This window comes from Ferrimonas aestuarii (assembly GCF_005116665.1).
In the GTDB taxonomy this organism is placed as follows: Bacteria; Pseudomonadota; Gammaproteobacteria; order Enterobacterales; family Shewanellaceae; genus Ferrimonas; species Ferrimonas aestuarii.
The window spans coordinates 130,118-149,004 of sequence record NZ_SWCJ01000006.1; the positions used below are offsets into that span (position 1 = coordinate 130,118).

At 54.9% G+C, this 18,887-nt stretch carries 15 protein-coding genes; 7 read left to right on the plus strand and 8 right to left on the minus strand.

Going from position 1 to position 18,887, the window contains the following annotated elements; translation table 11 throughout:
• Positions 1 to 42: 42 nt before the first annotated feature.
• Genes FCL42_RS10745 through FCL42_RS10755 form a run of 3 tightly spaced genes read left to right on the plus strand, consistent with a single transcriptional unit; the run spans position 43 to position 5,779 of the window.
• Positions 43 to 1,266, plus strand: coding sequence for an efflux RND transporter periplasmic adaptor subunit (locus FCL42_RS10745; RefSeq protein ID WP_229359840.1), 1,224 nt, complete (start codon positions 43 to 45; stop codon positions 1,264 to 1,266).
• The gene (locus tag FCL42_RS10750) at positions 1,266 to 4,406 is read left to right on the plus strand and encodes an efflux RND transporter permease subunit (RefSeq protein WP_136863418.1); all 3,141 of its coding nucleotides are present in this window, start codon (positions 1,266 to 1,268) and stop codon (positions 4,404 to 4,406) included. Before FCL42_RS10745 ends, FCL42_RS10750 begins: the two co-directional genes overlap by 1 nt.
• Positions 4,403 to 5,779, plus strand: coding sequence for an efflux transporter outer membrane subunit (locus FCL42_RS10755; protein WP_136863419.1), 1,377 nt, complete (start codon positions 4,403 to 4,405; stop codon positions 5,777 to 5,779). Before FCL42_RS10750 ends, FCL42_RS10755 begins: the two co-directional genes overlap by 4 nt.
• 40 nt (positions 5,780 to 5,819) lie before the next feature.
• Here the strand turns inward: FCL42_RS10755 and FCL42_RS10760 are convergent, their stop codons facing one another.
• The 7 genes from FCL42_RS10760 to FCL42_RS10790 form a co-directional block, all read right to left on the minus strand.
• Positions 5,820 to 8,114 (minus strand): SEL1-like repeat protein, encoded by a 2,295-nt coding sequence (locus FCL42_RS10760; protein ID WP_136863420.1) that lies wholly within the window; start codon positions 8,112 to 8,114, stop codon positions 5,820 to 5,822.
• A gap of 104 nt (positions 8,115 to 8,218) precedes the next feature.
• The gene (locus FCL42_RS10765) at positions 8,219 to 9,340 is read right to left on the minus strand and encodes a DUF1963 domain-containing protein (RefSeq protein WP_136863421.1); all 1,122 of its coding nucleotides are present in this window, start codon (positions 9,338 to 9,340) and stop codon (positions 8,219 to 8,221) included.
• Between the two features lie 119 nt (positions 9,341 to 9,459).
• Positions 9,460 to 10,206: an AAA family ATPase gene (locus FCL42_RS10770; protein ID WP_136863422.1), complete on the minus strand. Its 747-nt coding sequence runs from the start codon at positions 10,204 to 10,206 to the stop codon at positions 9,460 to 9,462.
• Positions 10,207 to 10,368: 162 nt separating this feature from the next.
• Positions 10,369 to 11,556, minus strand: coding sequence for a BaiN/RdsA family NAD(P)/FAD-dependent oxidoreductase (locus FCL42_RS10775; protein ID WP_136863423.1), 1,188 nt, complete (start codon positions 11,554 to 11,556; stop codon positions 10,369 to 10,371).
• Positions 11,557 to 11,628: 72 nt separating this feature from the next.
• Complete coding sequence (gene gpsA, locus FCL42_RS10780; RefSeq protein ID WP_136863424.1) at positions 11,629 to 12,633, minus strand: NAD(P)H-dependent glycerol-3-phosphate dehydrogenase; 1,005 nt, start codon at positions 12,631 to 12,633, stop codon at positions 11,629 to 11,631.
• Between the two features lie 14 nt (positions 12,634 to 12,647).
• A complete protein-coding gene (gene secB, locus FCL42_RS10785) occupies positions 12,648 to 13,136 on the minus strand; it encodes a protein-export chaperone SecB (RefSeq protein WP_136863425.1) in 489 nt (162 codons plus the stop codon).
• 138 nt (positions 13,137 to 13,274) lie between these two features.
• Positions 13,275 to 13,709, minus strand: coding sequence for a rhodanese-like domain-containing protein (locus FCL42_RS10790; protein WP_136863426.1), 435 nt, complete (start codon positions 13,707 to 13,709; stop codon positions 13,275 to 13,277).
• Between the two features lie 216 nt (positions 13,710 to 13,925).
• On the opposite strand from FCL42_RS10790, the gene gpmM reads away from it, so the two are divergent.
• From gpmM to FCL42_RS10810, 4 genes are read left to right on the plus strand one after another with little or no spacing between them, the layout of a single operon-like run.
• Positions 13,926 to 15,458, plus strand: a complete 1,533-nt coding sequence (gpmM, locus tag FCL42_RS10795) for a 2,3-bisphosphoglycerate-independent phosphoglycerate mutase (protein ID WP_136863427.1) — start codon at positions 13,926 to 13,928, stop codon at positions 15,456 to 15,458.
• 8 nt (positions 15,459 to 15,466) lie between these two features.
• Positions 15,467 to 16,612: a murein hydrolase activator EnvC family protein gene (locus FCL42_RS10800; RefSeq protein WP_136863428.1), complete on the plus strand. Its 1,146-nt coding sequence runs from the start codon at positions 15,467 to 15,469 to the stop codon at positions 16,610 to 16,612.
• A gap of 53 nt (positions 16,613 to 16,665) precedes the next feature.
• Entirely contained in the window at positions 16,666 to 17,853 is a 1,188-nt protein-coding gene (locus FCL42_RS10805; protein WP_136863429.1) for a S41 family peptidase, read from the plus strand.
• Complete coding sequence (locus FCL42_RS10810) at positions 17,853 to 18,641, plus strand: divergent polysaccharide deacetylase family protein (protein WP_136863430.1); 789 nt, start codon at positions 17,853 to 17,855, stop codon at positions 18,639 to 18,641. The genes FCL42_RS10805 and FCL42_RS10810 overlap by 1 nt, the downstream gene beginning before the upstream one ends.
• Before the next feature lie 3 nt (positions 18,642 to 18,644).
• Here the strand turns inward: FCL42_RS10810 and FCL42_RS10815 are convergent, their stop codons facing one another.
• Entirely contained in the window at positions 18,645 to 18,887 is a 243-nt protein-coding gene (locus FCL42_RS10815) for a YkgJ family cysteine cluster protein (RefSeq protein ID WP_136863431.1), read from the minus strand.

Here is an 18,887-nt window from a genome sequence, read left to right on the forward strand (position 1 = left end):
TGCTGGTGATTCCTCAAAACTCGACATTTGCAGGATGCAATGATGGCCACTCGCTCTTCCCGTTCTCTGATGCTGATCTCCCTCGCTGCTCTCACCCTATTTGGCTGCCAAGAACCTCAAACCACCATCGAGCCCAAGCTGGTGGTGGTGGAACAGGTGCAGACCGCCACCGTTCCCCTGTATGGCAATTACGTTGGTGTCACCCGGGCCTCTTTGGACGTGGAGGTCAGGGCTAGAGTCAACGGCTTCGTGGAGGAACGCATCTTTGTGGAAGGCAGCGCCGTCAAAGCGGGGGATCCCCTCTACCAGATCGACGACAAACCCTATCTGGTGGTGGTCAATCGACTTAAGGCCAAACTGGCGTCCCAACGCAGCATCCTAGAGAAAGCCCAACGAGACGTGGACCGTCTGCGGCCCCTGTATGAGCAAGACGCCGCCAGCCAACTGGACTACGACAACGCCCTGTCGTCTTTGTCTCAAGCCAAGTCTAATCTGGCCGCATCCAAGGCGGATCTAGAAGAAGCGCAGCTGGAGCTAAGCTACACCAAAATACTCTCCCCCATTAACGGCCTTGTTAGCCGCTCAGAAGTCGACATCGGCGCGCTCGTCGGTAGCCAAGGGCAATCTTTATTGACGCGGGTGCGCCAAGTGGATCCCATCTACGTTAACTTCAATATGTCGGCGCTGGATTACCTTAACGCACGCCGCCGCATCACCAGTGAACGTGCCAAGCGAGAGGCGGAGACCGAAGGCAAAACCGTGGAAGGTTTCGTGCAGATCACTCTGCCCGATGGCAGCGAATATCGCTACTGGGGCGACGTCAGCTTTACCGACCCCTCGGTGAATCCAGACACCGGCACCTTCGAAGTGCGAGCAGTGTTGCCCAACCCAGATCGAGAGCTGCTACCTGGGCAATACACCAACGCCCGCATCAAGCTCTCCGAATTGGAGAACGCCATCGTTATCCCGCAAAAGGCCACTCGAGTGGATCAGGGTGGGGTTTACGTCATGGTGGTGCTACCAGACAACAAGGTGGAGCGACGCTTCATTGTGATTGAGCATCAAGGGCAAGAGGGCGTGGTAGTGAAAAGCGGCCTTCGCGCCGGCGAGTTGGTAATCGTGGAGGGCATGCACCGAGTGCAGCATGGCCAGCTAGCCCAACCCCTAACCGCCGAAGAGTATCAGTCCAAAGAGGACGCCAAAGAGAAAGCCCAGGCGCTGGAACAGCAGCAGATTGAGCAACAACAGGCACAGGAGCAAGAGTGATGGCTCAGTTCTTCGTTAATCGGCCGATATTTGCCAGCGTCATCTCCATCGTCATCGTATTGCTTGGGGTGGTGGCCATGTTCCAACTGCCCATCGATCAATACCCCTACATCACCCCACCTCAGGTGAAGATCTCCGCCTCCTATCCCGGCGCAACGTCGGTGACTGCGGCCGAGTCGGTGGCAACGCCGCTGGAGCAGGAGGTCAACGGGGTGCCGAACATGATCTACATGAGCTCGAAGAGCACCAACTCCGGCAGCACCAATGTCACCATCACCTTTGATGTGGGCACCAGTCCAGATCTGGCTGCGGTTGACGTACAAAATGCCAGCCAGCAGGCCTTTGGTAGCCTGCCCATCGACGTGCAAACCGAAGGAGTATCGGTCTCCAAAGAAGCCTCGGTAGAGCTGTTAAAGCTGGCGCTGACCTCCGACGATGAACGCTTCGATGAGATCTACCTCAGTAACTACGCCACCATCAACATCACCTCAGCCCTGAAACGAATCCCTGGGGTGGGTCGCACCCGAAATACCGGCTCCCGCAGCTACTCCATGCGCATCTGGCTAAAGCCGGACATGATGGCTGGCTACGGCCTAACCACCTCGGATGTGATCGGCGCCATCAAGGCACAAAACAAAGAGAGCCCAGCAGGCACCATCGGCACCCAACCCAACAGTGACCAGCTGTCACTGACACTGCCGATCACCGCCGCAGGACGCCTCTCCAGCGTGCAGCAGTTCAATGAAATCATCGTCCGCGCCGATGCCAATGGTTCCCTGATCCGGCTGCGAGACATCGCTCGCATCGAACTGGGTTCCTCCGCTTACACCCTGCAGTCTCAGCTTAATGGCGCCAACGCCACCATTGTTCAGGTGTACCTGCTGCCCGGCGCCAATGCACTTGAGGTGACTCAGAAGGTCAAGGAGACCATGGCAGAGCTGGCCACCAAATTCCCTGCGGGCGTGCAGTGGCAGGTGTTCTACGACGCCTCGGAATTTATCGAAGACTCCATCGATGAAGTGGTCAAAACCCTAGTGGAAGCCCTGATTCTGGTTGTGGCGGTGGTCTATCTGTTTCTGCAGAACTGGCGCGCCACCCTGATTCCGGCCATTGCCGTGCCCGTGTCTCTGGTTGGCACCTTGGCGGCGATGTTGGCCTTTGGCTTTACCATCAACACCGTCAGCTTACTGGCTCTGGTGCTGGCCATCGGCATCGTGGTGGATGACGCCATTGTGGTTGTGGAAAACGTGGAACGGCTGATGAAAGAGCAAGGACTCAGCGCTCCAGCAGCTACCCGAGCGGCCATGAAAGAGCTCTCCGGTGCCCTGATAGCCACCAGCTTAGTTCTGGCGGCGGTATTCGTGCCCGTGTCTTTCCTCGCTGGCATCACCGGCATCATGTATCGAGAGTTTGCGGTGGCGATCACTGTGTCGGTGCTACTCTCGACCCTAGTGGCTCTGACCTTAAGCCCCGCCCTGTGCGCCATCTTGCTCACCAATGAGGAAGCCAAACCCAACGCCCTATTCCGCTGGATAAACCGAGTGCTGGACAACGCCACCAACCGCTATGTCGCCCTAGTTGGCCTGACTCAGTCCAACGCCAAACGCAGCTATCTGGCCTTTGCCATCATGGTGGGCGGTGTGTACCTCATCATGAATCAGCTGCCCGCCAGCTTCATGCCCGATGAGGACCAAGGGCGCTTTTTCATCGACATGACTCTGCCAGATGGCTCTACGGTCAATCGTACCCAAGAGGTGCTAAAAAAGGCCGAGCAGCATGTGATGGCTCACCCAGCGGTCGCCTACTCCTTTACCCTCGCGGGGGAGAACCGCCGCTCCGGCTCCAACCAAGCCAACGGTCAATTTGAGGTGATCCTCACCCCTTGGGAGCAGCGCAAGACTCAAGGGGACACGGTCAAGAAGGTGATGCACCAGATCCAAAACGACCTGCATCAGGTGTTGGAGGCGGAATTTAGCCTGTATCTGCCGTCGGCAGTGCCCGGCTTGGGCAACGGCTCCGGCGTGGAGATGGAGCTGCAAGACACCTCAGGCAACAACTTTGAAGGGCTAATCGAAAACGCCAAAGAGTTGGTGGAACAACTCAAGCGCCAGCCAGAAGTCGCCCGCGCAGGACTGTCCCTGCAATCAGCGATCCCGCAGTTGCGGCTGTCGGTGGATGAGGCCAAGGCGATGGCCATCGGCGTTACAGTATCCGACATCTACAGCACCATCAAAACCTTCACCGACTCCTCCACGGTCAACGACTTCAACCTGTTTGGCCGGGTGTATCGAGTCAAGATCCAAGCGGAGCAGGAATACCGCCAGTTCCCGGATCAGATCAAAGACTTTTACGTGCGCTCGAGCAGCGGAGCCATGGTGCCCATCGGCGTGTTGGCCAAATATGACTACAGTGTTGGCCCAGCGGCGGTAACCCACTACAACATGTTCTCCAGCGCCTCCATCAACGTCACTCCAGCACCGGGGTACGCCACCGGCGATGTGATCAAAGCCATCGAGCGCGTCGCCAAGCCTTTGCTGCCCAACACCTTCCGCTACGAGTGGAGTGGCCTGACCTATCAGGAGGTGCAATCCGCCAACCAAACAGGCATCGCGGTCACCCTTGCCCTGGTGTTTGTGTTCCTGTTCCTCGCGGCACTTTATGAAAGTTGGACCATGCCAGTGGCGGTGCTGCTGATCGCCCCCGTCGCCATGTTGGGAGCGGCATCAGCCACCATGATCAGCGGCATGGAGAGCAACCTGTTCTTCCAAATCGCCTTTATCGCCCTCATCGGCATGGCCGCCAAGAACTCCATCCTGATTGTGGAGTTTGCCAATCAACTGCACCAACAGGGGCGCTCTCGCATCGACGCGGCGCTGGAAGCGGCGGCGCTACGATTCAGGCCAATTTTAATGACCTCCATGGCCTTCATACTCGGGGTCTTGCCCTTGGTGCTGTCCACTGGTCCTGGCGCGGTCAGCCGTCAATCCATCGCCATCCCCATTCTTGGCGGTATGATTCTGGCAACCAGCATTGGCATCGTGCTGGTGCCCCTGTTCTTTGTCACCTGCGCCGGTTGGCTGCGCTCCCGCAACCAGCCCGCAACTGCTACCGAAGAATCCACCGAGGAGGCACGCCCATGAGACTGTTGCCCCTAACCCTTATTGTGGCTCTTAGCGGCTGTGCCGTTGGCCCCGAGTATCAGCGACCTCAACTGCCGCTGCCGGAGCACTTCGATGCCACCCCAGGCACCGAATTACATCTAGGCACCTTACCTTGGCGTCAGTTCTTCCTTGACCCTCAGTTGCAGCAATTGATCGACAAGGCCCTGCAAGACAACTTAAGCCTTGAGCAAGCTCGCTCGCGATTGGTGGCGGCCAGAGAACAAACCACGGTCACCGACGCCGCGCTCTACCCAGAATTTAGCCTAGGGCTCAATGCAGAACGAGACAGTGAAAGTGGCTTAACCAACAGCGATCCGGAGATCTCCGATACCTTCAATCTGGATGGCATGATGAGCTGGGAGATTGATCTGTGGGGAGCCAATCGCCGCCGCAGCGAAGCCAGTTACGCTCAGCGGCTCAGCAGCGAACAGCAGTTGAATCTGTCTACCTTAAGCCTCATCAGTGACGTTGCCAGCCGCTACTATGAATGGCTGGACATTGAGCAGCGCTATCGCATCTCGGAGGAGACCGCCAGATTACGGCTTGAGGAGGTGAAGCTGGCCAAACTTCGAAAACAAAACGGCATGATCTCCGGCTTAGAGGTTCGTCAGGCCGAGGTAGAGTATCAATCGGCTCGCACCACCTTGCCCGAGCTGGACTTCGATCGCCACCAAAAACAGAACCAACTAAAGCGGCTTTTAGGCAGTTATGAACTGCAAACCCAATACCAATTGCCTCAAGGACTGAGTGCCCTTGGGGTGCCTCAGGCGCTGGAAATTGGCGTGCCTTCGGATCTACTCAGTCAGCGACCCGACGTCGCCATCGCCGAACAGCAGCTGATCGCCGCCAACGCGTCTCTTGGCGTGGCAGAAGCGGCGCTGCTGCCCAATTTTACCATCAGCGGAAAATACGGTTTTGAGAGCAACACGCTTTCGGACGTACTCGACAGTGAAGGGGTAACTTGGAGCCTCGTTGGCGGCCTCACGCAGCCACTGTTTAATGCTGGCAAACTCAATGCACAAAAGCGCATCGCTGCTGAAACGCTCAAGCAAGCACAATTGGCCTACCGCGATACGGTACTTACCGCCTACACCGAGGTCAGCGATGCCCTTGCCGGTGTACGCCGAGCTCAAACCGCCATGGAAGCCCAGCAGGAGTTGGTCAACGCGTCTCAAGAATACGTGCGTCTGGCTCGGCTCAGGTACAAAAATGGCGTAGCCACATCGCTGGATCTCATGGATGCCCAGCGGCAGTTATTCAGCGCCCAGTTGGCGTTAAGCCAACTGCAGCGGGACCAACTGCTGGCTCACATCAGCCTGTATCGGGCACTGGGGGGCGGCTTAAGCGGCTAGGGGAACTTGGCTGCTGCAGCCCATGTTTGCGATGTTTGCCCTAGTTGGACTCGATCCGATAACTGCCAGTCAGATACCTGCCTGGATAGTAAAAGCGAATTTTCACCCCGTCATCGCGCTCCGCAAACAACGACAGGCTGTCCGCTGGCTCAGCCTTCAGGGAACGCCAGTGGTGACCACGCAGCTCAGATTTTGCCATCAGCTGCTGATCGCGCTTAATGTCGCCATAATAGACGTTCCAAGCGCCAAGTTGCCCTTGCTGCTCACCCTCAAACAATGCCAATAAGCCAAAGCCGTAGCCACCGCTCATGTAAGGAACTGACGCTGCCACCTTCACTCCGCTGTCTACCACTTGGGTGATCTGGGTTGGTGCAAACTCTCCCCAGCAGTTTAGGCCGCCCTGTGTGGTCACCCCGCAGGCATCCACGGTGGTGTGGCCGCCGATAAGCTGGCGATATTCGCCCGGCACTTGATAAGCAACGCCGTTTCGCCCCCATTGCCAGATCTCTCCATCATTGGTCAGTGCCTGCAGCGCCGACTCCGTTGCGCTAATGGTCACCACACCCCGTTGCAGATGATGGTAGATCTTGAGCAAGCTAGGCCAGTCAGCCGCCTGCTCATCATGCCAGTTGGCCTCTTCAATCAGATAGCCACCCATTAGCCGAGAGCCCCAACTGATCAACTGACCATTACCCAAGAGCGCGGCCGTCGCCCCATGATTGTGAACCACCTCAACCGCGCCATTGTCCATCAGCTGCATCAACTCAAGATCACTGGGAATGCAGTTGCGCTTTTGCTCGTTCACCACCACCGCAGCATCGCCAAACTTCCGCTGAATCACCCAGCCACAGTGGGTCGGCCACACTTTATCGATGTTGCCCTGGAGGTAGATGTCATTGCCTTCAGGCAGCAACACATGGTGCTCAGGCAAAATAAAAGAACCATCTTGAAGTAAGCGCCCCGATTTGCGCTTTGGCGCATTAACCGAGTTGTGTTTTAACCAGCTCTGCGCTGGCTGGCTGCCCTGTTGCGCCGCACGCTGATACCAGGGATAAGCATACTTACGTTGCTGAGGATCCAACGCCAAACTCTGGGCTACCGCCAGCTGAGATGGCACATGACCGCCAATCGCCGCCTCCTTTTGCCATAACCGCTGAGCCTCAGAATCACCCCGATTTTGGCTATGCTGTGCCATCCATACCATGGCATCCACGCAACCTTGAGTTGCCGACATCCGCATGAGTCGAACTCGTTCAGACGGTTCTAAAGGTGCATCAAGGTACAGGTCATACATCCCCTGAGGATGACCGGAATAGGCCGCCAACTGCAGATAATGATTGGCCTGCTGCCGATCCTTGTCGGTACCTCGGCCGAGGAGGTAATGCTGATACAGCTGATAATTGATCTCGGCAGAGGGCTCAGTATTCAAGGCGATCTCCAGCGCGTCGTCATACCGGCCCTGTTGATAGTAGTGCTCCGCCAGCAGGGTCTCGGCATAGGCTCGCCACGCCGGAAGCTCCGAGCTGGCGTTTTTTAGGAGCGCCTCCCCTTGAGCCTGCTGCGCTTTGGAATCTGAACTCAAGTACAACTCAGCCAGATGCACATCGGCTTCGGTTACCCCGCGCTGAGTAACTCGGCGAAACAGACGTTCCGCCTGCTTGAGGTCTTTGGCTACCGTCCAACCATGGGCATAAGCCAACCCCAACCCAATGGCACCGTAGGGCGAAAGCTCGCCCTCTTTCTCTGCATCCACAAACGCCTCGACGCAGGTCTTCGACAACCGATAAGCGTAGGTGTTTAGGCAATGCCACGCCTGCACATCCAAGTGGTCTTCAGGAAGGTACAGTGACGCAACCTTAGGCAGTGCTGGCAGATTAATGCTGGGCTCACCCAAAACCCACAGATCCACCATCTTCAGCTGGGCCCATTCGTTGTTGAGATTGGCGGCCATGCGCAGATAGTGATAACCCTTGGCGCTATCGGCGTGGGGAAGCTCTCCTTCTAGATGCAGATAGGCCAGACGAGCCACCGCTTTCGGATAGGGCTTATCCTTAATGGCCAGCTCATACAGAGGCAGCAGCTTCTCCTGCTCCTCGGGAGAGGCGGAGTCGCTGTCGTAAAATGAGGCTAATACCAAATTTGCCCATGGACTGCGGTGGCGAGCGGCGGCGAGCTCCTGTTTCATCTGCAGACGCTGAGCGTCGGTTTTCGTCGGCAACCGCTGAAACTCGGTAAGTCGATCATCCAGTGCTTGCTGCTGCTCAACCACGGAAGCGCAGCCACTGATCAGCAAACTCAACGCCAGAAGAGCCCAAAGGAGATTAGGAAATTTCAAAACGGTGCCTTACGAATAGGGAAGTTAGAGGCCTAAAAACGTCAGCAAGGCGCACCGCGGTTAGCTCAAACCGCGGTGCACCTGCCTCCTCTAGGTAGGGCGACTCAGTCGTCGCAATAGTGATATTGCAGCTGACTCCAATCGGTGCCATCGCCATCTAGGGCGTCCAGCGGCAGACTCAGCAGTGAGCTGCCATGATCACGGTGCATTAGGTGCAGCAATGCCACCCGCCCCTCAGGCAGAAATGGCCGATGATAGTCACCCAATTGCGGCAGCAAACCGAAGTTATAGCTGTCTCGCTCAGCCTCCATGGCTTCAGTGGTTGGCGTTAGCAACTCAGGGAGGCGCTGCAACGCCTGTGCATCCACCACTTGGGGCAGCTGTCGATAGCCCTGCCACTTTAGGGCTTGTCCGGACACCTCTGTCCTTAGCCAGCCACTGCATAACTTCCGAGACGGCATCAACAGCCAACCGGTTTGATCCATGGGCAGTTGCGGCCAGAACAGCGCCAACGGTGAGCCCAAGTGTGGTTCATCGTCTTCGTCGCTCGGCGGCGTCACATAGACCTGCAATAGACCGCTGGTGGGCAGCGGGTGAGACAGGGCACTGTGGTTGAGCTCATCGAAGTTCAACTGCAACAGCAGCACTTTGCTGGGGTGAGCCTCAAGCTCGGCGGGCAATGAAAGCTGAGGCAGGTAGGGCTCACCGCCCCAATGACTCTGCCACGGCTGCAGCAACGGCTGACCATTGATGGCAAAACCACTGCCAAGCTGTGGTAACAGCCCCTTGAGGGCATCGATGGAGCGACGTTGGCTCAGCGCCTGATGAAACTTGCCTTGCCAATACTCAGCACCAGCCACTCCCTCTTCGCAGCCATATTGCCGCTCATGAGCCTGCATCAGCAGCAGATAAGGTGCGGCTCGATACTGTTTTTCTAATAACTGAGCCGAACTGTCGGTGGCCGCCGGATACAGCTCGGTAAGCTCCAGTCTGATGTCGTCATAGCGGCATAGCTGCGGATCCGCCCCCTGATTCAGCAACCACTCAATGGCTCTGGCACTGGGAGTCGGCTTGCTCAGCACCACCGCCAACGCCGTGCGCCCCTGCTTGTCACAGGCGTTAACATCACCACCTTCAGATAACAGCTGCTCGAGCGCTTCACGCTGCTCAGCAAAGCTGCTATCGCCTTTAATCTTTTTAAATGTTTGAAACCAGATGTCGCTCATCTACCACCCACCTATAGCGTTATTCACTGATTATAAAGGAGTTTTATAACTCAACAAAGGTGTCAAAGCGATGAGCCAAATTCAGCAGCAGACCAATGCAGGGCTATGGCGCAGAGGCGCTATTCCATCAGCTCATTAAGCATGGGGCCGGGATTATTCAAAAAGGCCTTGGTAATTTGGTAGTGTTCGGTGTCTTCGTATTTGATTGGCTCAATCCCACTCGTGCTGATCTGATAAATCAACGCGCCTGGGTACGCCATCAAGATTGGGGAATGGGTAGCGATAATAAACTGCGATTGTTGATTGATGAGCTGCGACATTCGGCTCAGCACTGCTAACTGCCTTGTTGGGGATAAGGCCGCTTCAGGCTCGTCGAGGATATAGAGGCCTTGCCCACCAAAGCGCTTAATCATCAGTGAAAGGAAAGACTCACCGTGTGACTGATGGTGCAAGGATTTCCCACCGTAGGAGTCTTTAATCAGCGGCCCAGCATAAGGGTCCTCATCGAGTTCATCGATGTTTGTCGCCACATTGTAGAAGCTCTCTGCTCTCAGAAAGAAACCATCTCGATATCGCTTATAAGACTTCGACATCCGCAAAAACTGGTTCAACTCAGAATGGGTATGTCGGGTACCAAAATTAAAATTTTTGGTTCCCCCTTCGGCGTTGAAACCCAAGCCGACGGCTATCGCTTCCAATAGGGTGGATTTACCACTGCCATTCTCACCAACAAAAATGGTTACCTCTTTTGCAAACTCAACCCTATCAAGGGTTTTGATCGCAGGAATAGAAAACGGATAGACATCAAAAGAGCTAACTTGGTCTCGCTTGAGGGTCATCTGTTGTAAATAGGGCAATGGATTCATATCGCAGGCTCGATTAATCGCTCACAATGCTCGAACACTCCAGAGGGTTCTCAAGCAAATCATTTCAGAGCCCGACCACCTTAACGATCGAGCTGACAATTAACATACAGCGACAATCTTTAAAAACAATGAGTTAGATCATTAGTTATGAATAAGAATTATTTACGCATTCTGCCCAGCAACGAATCCTGACGCCCACGCCCACTGGAAATTAAAGCCGCCGAGCCAACCGGTCACGTCCATCACTTCGCCAACGAAATAGAGCCCGGGTACCGATTTGCACTCCATGGTCTTGGAAGAGAGCTCGTCAGTATCCACTCCGCCAAGGGTAACTTCGGCGGTGCGGTAGCCTTCATCCCCAGCCGGTTTTAGCTGCCATGCATTAATGGCACTGGGAATCGCTTCCAGTGTGGCTTTATTCAGCTGACCCAAGGCCTGATTTTGCCAACCGTGATAGGCGATCAGCGCTTCCGCCAGACGCGCTGGGAAGTGCTCTGACAGCCAAGTTTGCAGTTGGCGTTTGGGGTTGGATTGGCGAGCCTCCGCCAGAGCGTCAGCCACATCTACCGATGGCAACAGGTCGATGGTGACCCCTTCGCCTGGCTGGCGATAGTTAGACGCTTGCAGTACTGAAGGGCCAGACACGCCACGGTGGGTGATCAGCAGCTGTTCGGTAAAGCTTGGGCCACGATTAGCGGCAATGCTGGTGGTCAAACTGATGCCGGAGAGCGGCTCGAAATGCTGCTTCTCTTGCGGCTGCAGGGTAAAAGGCACCAGGCCGGCACGGGTGGGTTTTAGCTTGAGGCCGAACTGCTCCGCCAGCTTGTAGCCGTATGGGGTAGCGCCCAGTTTCGGCATCGACAACCCGCCGGTGGCCACCACCAGAGATTCAGCCTGAATGCGGCCGATGCTGGTGGCAACGCTAAAACCGCCGTCGGATTGGCTGACCGAGTCAATCTCGGTGCGCAGGCGGATCTGCACCTGGCCGTTGTCGCACTCTTTGAGCAACATAGCAACGATCTCTTTGGCACTGTCGTTACAGAACAGCTGGCCATGATCCCGCTCGTGATACTCAATGCCATGGCGCATCACCATGTCGATAAAATCCCACTGGGTGTACTGCGCCAATGCGGATTTCACGAAATGTTTGTTGCTACACAGATAGTTAGCAGGCTCAACATAGAGGTTAGTGAAGTTGCAACGACCGCCACCACTGATGAGGATCTTCTTGCCCGCCTGCTTGGCGTGATCAATCACCATCACTTTGCGGCCTCGGGCGGCGGCAGTGGCGGCAGTCATCAATCCTGCGGCACCTGCGCCAATCACCAATACGTCGGTCTGCAAACTCATTACTCTATCCCACTACTCGAAAACAAAAAGGGATGCCCATGGCATCCCTCTATCATAACCTGCGGTGCTATTTTACTCCGACTTAGGGTCTCGAGACAGCAATTGTTTCGCCACCTCTTTTACCGGCTTACCTTGATACAGCACTTGATAAAGCTGTTCGGTAATCGGCATCTCAACCCCAACGCGCTGAGCCAACATAAACACCTCTTTGGTGTTGCGGTAGCCTTCGACCACCTGACCAATTTCGGTCATGGCGGTATCGACGTCTTTGCCTTGGCCTAAAGCCAAACCAAAACGGCGGTTACGGGATTGGTTGTCGGTACAGGTCAATACCAGATCGCCCAGACCGGCCATGCCCATGAAGGTGTTCTTATCGGCACCCAGAGCACAACCTAAGCGGCACAGCTCCACCAAACCTCGAGTGATCAAGGCGGTACGAGCATTGGCACCAAAACCGATGCCATCAGACATGCCAGCGCCAATGGCGATGACGTTCTTCACGGCACCACCGAGCTGCATACCAATGAAGTCGGTATTGCGATACACACGCAGCCAAGTGCCACAGTGCATCAGGTTGGCCATGTCTTCGGCAAACTCATCGTCGGTAGACGCTAGGGAGATTGCGGTGGGCAAACCTGCCGCCATCTCTTTGGCAAATGTCGGACCCGACATCACCGCCAGCGGCATCTTTTCGCCGAGGATTTCGCGAGCGACATCCTGCAGCAAACGACCCGATTCCGGCTCTAATCCTTTGGTGGCCCACACCACTCGCGCGTCATCACGCAGCAGTGGCTGAGCTTGTTTAAGCACCAGAGCGAATACATGACTAGGTACCACCACCAACACGTTGCGGCTGGCTTTAAGGGCGGTTTCAAGATCGGCTTCTACTTCCAATTGCTCGGGGAAATCGACGCCTGGGAGAAACTCCTCATTACGACGCTCCTGCTGCAACTTGGCCATGTGGTCAGGCAGGTGCCCCCACATAATGGTGCGGTGACCATTGCGGGCCAGAGAAATAGCAAGGGCGGTGCCATACGACCCCGCCCCTAAAACCGTTACTGCGGCTTGTTCAGTCAACTGAAAGCTCCTAATTAGGCTTCAGCTTGCTCACCAGCTTCTTGGGCGCGCTGCTGCATGTACTGAGCAAACATCGCGTCGAAGTTAACTGGAGCCAGGTTCAGTGGAGGGAAAGTACCACGGTTTACTTGGCTAGCGATCGCTTCGCGAGCGTATGGGAACAGGATGTTCGGGCAGCCAGCACCCAGAGCGTGGGCCAGCTGTGGCTCAGGCAGGTTAGCAATGGAGAAGATACCCGCTTGCTGTACTTCGCACAGGAACGCCACTTCGTCTTCAACTTTGGTGGTTACGGTGATGTTCAGAACCACTTCGTAAACGTCGTCAGCCAGCTTGTTGCTGCGAGTGTCCAGGTCCAGCTTAACTTCTGGCTTCCACTCTTTCTGGAAGATGGCTGGAGAGTTAGGAGTCTCGAAAGACACGTCTTTGGTGTATACGCGCTGAATTTGGAATTGTGGTGCCGCTTGCTGCTCGTTTGCTGCTGCGTTGTTCTCTGCTTCTGCCATTTTGTCTAATCCTAAAAAAAGTTTGTTTTATCGTTCTCGGCGTCCAGTACCTTAGGCGATAGTCGGCGGTCGCGCCTGTTGCCTGTTGCCAGTCCTTTGCCTTTCAATTTTGTGATTGCGCGACCCAAAGCTTACGCTTTAGCGCTTTTTGCGCACTACCAGCAAGTTAGCAGCTTTCCAGTCGGTCATGCCACCTTGCAAGCTGAAAACGTGTCCAAAGCCCGCTGAAACCAACATTTGCGCCGCTTGTACGGAGCTCATGCCAGCGTTACACACAACTATAATGGGAGCGTCTTTGTGCTTTTCAAGGGCAGACAGCTCATTATTTTTAATTTCTGATAACGGCAGGTGGATGGCGTTAGCGATGTGACCTTTGCGGAATTCGTCATCACCACGAACGTCTACAACCACCGCGTCCTCTTTGTTGATCATACGAACCGCTTCCGCAGCAGGTATGTTTTTCACTTTAGAGAACAGGGATTTAACCGTCATAAACACCACGGCGGCCAACAGACCCACCCACGCGGCACTCAACATTGGGTGACGGCTAAGAAAATCGATATATTCCTGCATGTATTCGCCTAGTTTATTTAAAGTCAGTCGGGCTGAAAATCGCCAGTATACCCCGTTTTAACCGCAAAGAAAGGCAACATACCCCTGATTTTGTGGCCAACACACGACTCCTTAATAGGGATTCTCATTACGAACTGGCAAAAAAAAATGGATACGTTGTAAACTGGTTGCAGTATTTTTCTCAAAAGCCTGTTTATCAGGCCGCAAGGAACCTCCATGACTAAGCGTAAAGCTCCCCTTGCCCTTCTAATCCTTGATGGATGGGGCCACCGTGTTGACGCCGACGATAACGCAATCAGCCGCGCCAACACCCCTAACATGGACCGCCTCTTTAGCGAGTACCCTTCCACCCTGATCTCCGGATCGGGTAAAGACGTTGGCTTGCCCGACGGTCAGATGGGTAACTCTGAAGTAGGCCACATTAACCTAGGTGCAGGACGCATCGTTTATCAAGAACTGACCCGTATCGGTAAAGCCATCGAAGACGGCGAGTTCAACCATAACCCAGCGCTGGTGAGTGCCATCGACAAAGCCGTTGCCAACGGCGGTGCCGTGCACCTGATGGGCCTGTTGTCTCCCGGTGGTGTGCACAGCCACGAAGACCACATCGAAGCCGCAGTGCGACTGGCCGCCAGCAAAGGCGCCACCGTTTATCTGCACGCCTTCCTTGATGGCCGCGATACGCCACCTCGCAGTGCTCACGATTCTCTAGTGCGATTCGACGCGCTGTTTGCCGAGCTCAATTGCGGTGCCATCGCCTCCATCGTAGGTCGTTACTACGCCATGGATCGCGACAACCGTTGGGATCGAGTTCAGACCGCTTACGACCTGCTGACCCAAGGCAAATCTGAAGCGCGCTTTAGCTCCGCCACCGATGCGCTGCAAGCCAGCTACGACAACGACCTGAACGACGAATTTGTTGCCGCCAGCGCCACCACCGAAAACGGTGCCATCAATGATGGCGACGCGGTGGTGTTCATGAACTTCCGTGCCGACCGTGCCCGCCAGCTGACTCGCGCCTTCGTCGATGCCGACTTCAACGGTTTTGAAAAAGAGAAAGCCCCGAAACTGGCTGACTTCGTGATGCTGACCGAATACGCCGCAGACATCAAAACCAGCTGCGCCTTCCCACCGGCTTCTCTGAAGAACACCTTCGGCGAACTGATGGCATCTCAAGGCAAAAAACAGCTGCGCATCTCAGAAACTGAGAAGTACGCTCACGTTACCTTCTTCTTCAATGGCGGCGTAGAAACCCCATTTGAAGGCGAAGAGCGCATTCTGATTAAGTCTCCAAACGTAGCCACCTACGACCTACAACCGGAGATGAGCAGCACCGAGCTGACCGATAAGCTGATCAACGCCATCGAAAACGGCGATTTTGATGCCATTATCTGCAACTACCCGAATGGTGACATGGTTGGCCACTCCGGTGATTTCAATGCCGCAGTGAAAGCCTGTGAAGCCGTTGATAGCTGCATCGGCCGAGTAGTGGAAGCGATCAAAAACGCCGGTGGCGAGTGCCTGATCACTGCCGACCACGGCAACGCCGAACAGATGAAGAACGCGGCTACGGGTCAAGCACACACTGCCCACACCAGCGAACCTGTGCCATTCATTTACGTGGGTCGCGATGCCGACGTGCGCAGTGGTGGCCGTCTGTCTGACGTAGCACCGACTATGCTGCACTTGATGGGTCTTGAGATCCCGCAAGAGATGACCGGTACGCCGATCATGCAGCTGAAAGGCTAATCGTAATCATGACGACGCCATGGCGACGCATCTGGCCTGCCCTTGTTGTGGCAGGCCTATTTTGTTTACCTGCTTCTGCCAGTCAGGAGGAGGTAGACAAACAACAGCAACAACTTAAGCAGTTGCAGCGGGAGATTGCCGAAAAGCAAGCCGAGCTGATTAAACAGCGCAGCAGCCGCAACAACACCACTCAAAAGTTAAAACAGGATGAGCGCGCCATTAGCAAACAGGCCGCAGCCATCAAAGCCAACCTCACCAAGCTCAACGGCTTGAATGCGGATCTGGCACAACTGACCAAACAACAAAACGCCTTAGAGCAAACCTACCAAGGCCAGCAGCAGCAGTTGGCAGCCCAGATCAAAGCCTCTTGGATCTCAGGCAAAGGCGAAGTAGGTCAACTACTGCTAAATCAAGACAGTGCCGATAAACAGCGCCTGCTTACCTATTATCAATACCTCAACCAAGCCCGCATCGATGCCATGGAGGCAATCAAAGCCACCAAAATCGCCTTAGAGGCCAACCACCAAGCGCAGCTAGAGCATCGAGACCAGCTTAAAAAGACCCAATCTAAATTGGACCGCCAGCAACTGGATCTGAAAAAGCAGAAACAACAGCGGCAACGCACTCTGGCCAAGATTGAAGACGAACTGCGCCAAAGTAATCGCAGCCTTAGTCGACTTGAAGTCGACAGTGAAGTGCTGTCTCAAGCGATTGAGGAAGCCCTCATCGCATTGGCCAATCAACCGCTAAAGTTGGACGGCTTGGCCAAGCTCAAGGGTAAGCTCGCGTGGCCGATATCTGGAAAAATCAGCAAAAAATTTGGCAGCCATCGTCAAGGCCAGCTGCGCTGGAATGGTTTGGTGATCAGCGCATTAGAGGGGCAAGATGTGAAAGCCGTTGCCCCAGGTCAGGTGGTGTTTGCCGACTGGCTGCGTGGCTATGGCATGGTGGTGGTGGTCGACCACGGCAAAGAATACCTCAGCCTATATGGGCAGGCGCAAAGCCTGCTGAAAAACGTGGGTGACTCGGTCAAAGAGGGTGAAGTGATCGCCTTAAGTGGAAAATCCGGAGGCTTAGCCCAGAGCGGTCTATACTTTGAGATTCGCCATCAGGGGCTCGCTGTGAATCCCAGTCCTTACCTAAAACGTCTCTGACTTTAGACTACACTGAATCACAGCCCCTAAAAAAATGACCAGAGGGAAACGCCATGTCGCGTGTGTATGCCTTACTGGTCGGCATCCTTTTGACGCTGCCTGTCAGCGCAAAGGAGCACAGGGAGGTGGCGACGCCGACTGTCGAGGAAGTTCAACAGCTACTGTCATCGGTTCAAGATCTGGTTGAGTACTACTACGTAGACTCGGTGGATCGCCAAAAAATGGTTGAGGGAGCCCTTAAGGGGATGCTGACCTCATTGGATCCTCACTCAACCTATCTCTCTGAGCAAACCTTGGAACTGCTTAGAGAAGCCAACCGGGGCCACTATTATGGCTACGGCATAGAGGTGAGTGTGGAAGAGGGTCAGATTCAAGTGATCACCCCGCTGGCCCACAGTTCCGCCGCCCTAGCCGGCGTGATGCCCGGCGACATCCTGATGCAGGTGGACCACATCGTGGCAACCCCTGAATCTTTGGATGAACTCATCCACTACATCAAGGCGTCCAGCCAAGATGATAAAGCCCTGCAGGTTACTCTATCGCGCAACAGCACTGACGATCCCGTCATCGTGATGCTGGAGCCAAGTAACATCACCATCGACAGTGCTCAGTTCTTCGAGTTGGGTAACCAAGTGGCGTACGTTCAGATCACCAGTTTCAATCGACAAACCGCCACTCAGGTGGCGCAATTTGCTCGTCAAATGAAAGCGCTTGGCAATCAACAATTGGTGCTGGACCTGCGCAACAACCCAGGCGGGCTATTTGATTCTGCAGTGCAGATTGCTGATATGTTCCTGAGTAGTGGATTGATCGTGTCAACGCACGGACGCTTTTTGGACGCCAATAGCGACTACTACGCCTCAGATTCGATGCTATTCGATAATATTGAGGTGGTGATCCTAATCAACGAAGGCAGCGCATCAGCGGCAGAAATTCTGGCTGGAGCCCTGAAAGATCACGACCGCGCCACCTTGATGGGACAACAATCCTTCGGGAAAGGCACCGTACAAAGTTTGATTCCTCTACTCAGCGAGCAGGGCGCCATTAAACTCACAACCGCCCGCTACGCCACCCCAAGTGGTGAGTTTATCAATAAGGTCGGCATTACCCCTGACATCAATGTGTTGGTGGAGAAATCCACAAAGCCCCATATAATGACCGCTCAACAGGCTAAAGAAAATTGGCAGAAAGACAGCCAGCTATACGCCGCTTACGACTGGTTATTACAAGACAGGGATTGATGGAGTCGACCACTAAAGCATTACTAGCACTGGTTTTAAGCTTGTTGTCCGTTACCGTGAATGCGGCGAAATTGGCCCTAATCATTGATGATGTGGGCTATCGCCGCACCGACGTTGGGGTATTAAGTCTCCCCGTACCGGTAACCTTGAGCGTGCTGCCCCACACCCCTTGGGGTAACGAATTGGCCATCGAGGGCTGGCGTCGAGGCCATGAGATCATGCTGCACCTACCAATGGTGGCCGAAGCGGGCAACAAACTAGGCCCCAGCGCCATTACCGCGTCCATGGACGAGTGGCAGATTGCGCTGACCATTAAGCGCGCCCTTGCAGACATCCCTTTTGTAACCGGCCTGAATAATCACATGGGCAGTCAACTGACCCAGCAGCGACAAGTGATGGACAGGGTCATGACCGAGGTAAGTAAACAGAAACTCTACTTTATCGACAGCCTCACTACACCGGAGTCCACCGCGTTTGAAGCCGCGCAGAATGCCGGTATTCCCAGCTTGAAGCGGCATGTATTCCTCGACAATCAACTTGATGAGGCGTATCTGCAACAGCAACTACAACAGGCCATCGACATCTCAAGGCGTTATGGCAAAGCCATTCTGATTGGTCACCCCTACCCAGAAACGTTGGCATTCCTGGAAACGGCATTGCCCAAGCTCAAGCAGAAGGACATACAACTGGTCACGCCGTCGTCACTGCTCTCCAAGCAGCAGCGAGCCCGATTAAAAACGGTGGCTCCTGCCACCGCTTATCTGCACAAACTAAGCTCCGCCCTATAAGAGCTAAACCTGCTTAAGGGTTATCTGTTCCAGCTCAGTTAAAGTCCTCATGGCGAACTCATTGGAGTTACCACAGACCCAGTCGCACGCCTTAAAGTCACTGCACACCTGAGGCCGCTCCGGCTTACCAAAGACTTGGCACAGGTTGTTGTCGTCCAAGTGACGACAACGCTCGCCAGCGGGCTTATTCAGCGAACTGATGGATGGTGCGATGCAACAGGCGCCACAACCCAATCGACACTCCAT

Bases quoted from the DNA above. Each gene is read 5' to 3' on its own strand.
- FCL42_RS10745 (WP_229359840.1), top strand. From the start codon at position 43: ATGGCCACTCGCTCTTCCCGTTCTCTGATGCTGATCTCCCTCGCTGCT.
- FCL42_RS10750 (WP_136863418.1), top strand. From the start codon at position 1,266: ATGGCTCAGTTCTTCGTTAATCGGCCGATATTTGCCAGCGTCATCTCC.
- FCL42_RS10755 (WP_136863419.1), top strand. From the start codon at position 4,403: ATGAGACTGTTGCCCCTAACCCTTATTGTGGCTCTTAGCGGCTGTGCC.
- FCL42_RS10765 (WP_136863421.1), bottom strand. From the start codon at position 9,340: ATGAGCGACATCTGGTTTCAAACATTTAAAAAGATTAAAGGCGATAGC.
- FCL42_RS10770 (WP_136863422.1), bottom strand. From the start codon at position 10,206: ATGAATCCATTGCCCTATTTACAACAGATGACCCTCAAGCGAGACCAA.
- FCL42_RS10775 (WP_136863423.1), bottom strand. From the start codon at position 11,556: ATGAGTTTGCAGACCGACGTATTGGTGATTGGCGCAGGTGCCGCAGGA.
- secB (WP_136863425.1), bottom strand. From the start codon at position 13,136: ATGGCAGAAGCAGAGAACAACGCAGCAGCAAACGAGCAGCAAGCGGCA.
- FCL42_RS10790 (WP_136863426.1), bottom strand. From the start codon at position 13,709: ATGCAGGAATATATCGATTTTCTTAGCCGTCACCCAATGTTGAGTGCC.
- gpmM (WP_136863427.1), top strand. From the start codon at position 13,926: ATGACTAAGCGTAAAGCTCCCCTTGCCCTTCTAATCCTTGATGGATGG.
- FCL42_RS10800 (WP_136863428.1), top strand. From the start codon at position 15,467: ATGACGACGCCATGGCGACGCATCTGGCCTGCCCTTGTTGTGGCAGGC.
- FCL42_RS10805 (WP_136863429.1), top strand. From the start codon at position 16,666: ATGTCGCGTGTGTATGCCTTACTGGTCGGCATCCTTTTGACGCTGCCT.
- FCL42_RS10810 (WP_136863430.1), top strand. From the start codon at position 17,853: ATGGAGTCGACCACTAAAGCATTACTAGCACTGGTTTTAAGCTTGTTG.
- FCL42_RS10815 (WP_136863431.1), bottom strand. From the start codon at position 18,887: ATGGAGTGTCGATTGGGTTGTGGCGCCTGTTGCATCGCACCATCCATC.